We start from the raw sequence: 1693 nt of genomic DNA on the forward strand, positions 1-1693 counted from the left end.
GGCACGGTCGGCTTCGAGCCGTTGAGCGGTGGCTTCGAGGCCGAGTTCGTCGAGCCGGGTGAACGTGGTCAGGTCGGGATTGGCGAAGCAGTCAGACAAGTCGGATGCGCTTGGGGGCTGCGACTTGCGAGTCACCCGCCGCCGGCTGAACCGAGTCTGGGTCGCGCACGAGTGCTCGGACGCGGTGGCCACGCTGAGCGGCCTGTTCGAGGACGTGTACACCGGTGCGGCCGCTGCCACCAAGGACGAGCAGATCAGTCACGAGGGTTACTCCGCGTCGGTTCGGGGTTCAGGCGGCGGTCGTGCCGTCGGCGATCGTGGCGGCGAGCTCGCGGGCACGGTGGTGGGCGCTGGCCATGGATGCCTCGTGCCTCGGCAGCAGGGCGGCCAGGGCCGGGGCGTGGGGCACCATCGTCAGTTCGGGAATGACGGTGGTGACGTCGAGGCCGAGCATGTCCTCGCGGCCGAGCATGGCCTCGAGGGTGGGCACGACGTAGTCCAGGCCGTGCTTGGGTGCACCGGGACCGTAGCCGCCGCCGCGCGCCGAAATCACCACAGCTGGACGACCGGCAGCCGGCGAGGGAGCCTCGAAGTCCATGGTGCGGCCGAAGACCATGATCTGGTCCAGCCACGCCTTGAACACCGACGGCATTGTCAGGTTGTACATCGGGACCGTGAAGAGATAGGCGCTCGCGCCGAGGAACTCTTCGATCAACGCGTCCTGCATCGCGGCCGCCTCGGCCTCCTCGGGCGTGTACTGAGCGGGGGCGGCGGCGCGGGCGGTGATGCCGGCAGCGGATAGATGAGGCACGGGCGAAGCAGCCAGGTCGCGGTGAGCGACGTCGCCGCTCCAGCCGTCGAGGAAGGACTGCGCGACCTGGCGCGAGACCGAGGCCTCGCCGAGCGAGGAGGAGTCGATGTGAAGCAGGTACGACATGATTTGGGTCCTTTCGGAGTGGTTGTGAGCGCGCTCCAGTGATCCGAGAGCGGGCCCGCATGAGGGGCTGTTGTCGTGGATTGGCGTGTGGTCGCTTCGAGGGCGTTACATACTGGTAGTGCGGTTACACACCGGATGAGAGGTTGTTGAGATGGCGTCAGCGCGACAGATCGCAGGTCCGTGCCAGACATGGCCGGAGGACAGCGCCTTCATTCGCGAGGTGCTCGACCGCATCGGCGACAAGTGGACCGTGCTGATCATCAGCACCCTGAACGCCGGTCCGTTGCGCTACTCCAACGTGCAGGCGAGCATCCCGGGGATCTCTCAGCGGATGCTGACCCAGACGCTCAAGCACCTCGAGCGCGATGGGCTGATCACCCGGACCGCGTACCCCGAGGTCCCTCCAAGGGTGGAGTACGAGCTCACCAAGCTGGGCCGGTCGCTGATGGAAGCGGTCATGGCGATGGCTGGCTGGGCCGCCGCCCACCACCGTGAGATCGCCGCCAACCGGGCGGACAGCGAGCTGACCGGAGTCGGCCGGGGCAAGGCCGCGGTCAGCGCGTAGACGGACCGCGGCGACGGTGGTGGCTCACCGCTTCGCAGCGCTGGGCGTGTCGTGCGCGGCCGTCTCGTCGAGAGCCTCAGCGCGGCCTGTCTCGTCGATGTGGCCGACTCCGGTGTCGGGCTCGCACCACCCGCTGGCAGGGGCCGCGACGATCTGGAGGCCACCCTTCGGCTCGCTCATGACACACGCTC

General features: G+C 68.3%; 3 protein-coding genes. 1 reads left to right on the plus strand and 2 read right to left on the minus strand.

The features are described from left to right. Positions 1 to 91: 91 nt before the first annotated feature. A complete protein-coding gene (locus tag ACWEKM_RS46255) occupies positions 92 to 262 on the minus strand; it encodes an NAD(P)H-binding protein (protein WP_451627323.1) in 171 nt (56 codons plus the stop codon). A gap of 27 nt (positions 263 to 289) precedes the next feature. Next, positions 290 to 937 carry an FMN-dependent NADH-azoreductase gene (locus ACWEKM_RS46260; protein WP_451627324.1) on the minus strand — a complete coding sequence of 216 codons (648 nt, stop codon included), beginning with the start codon at positions 935 to 937 and terminating at the stop codon, positions 290 to 292. A 151-nt stretch (positions 938 to 1088) separates the two neighbouring features. Between ACWEKM_RS46260 and ACWEKM_RS46265 the strand changes: the two genes are divergently transcribed. Continuing rightward, on the plus strand, positions 1089 to 1502 hold the full coding sequence (locus ACWEKM_RS46265) for a winged helix-turn-helix transcriptional regulator (RefSeq protein ID WP_451627325.1): 414 nt from the start codon (positions 1089 to 1091) through the stop codon (positions 1500 to 1502). The last annotated feature ends 191 nt before the right edge of the window (positions 1503 to 1693 follow it).

This window comes from Streptomyces sp. NPDC004752, assembly GCF_053601275.1.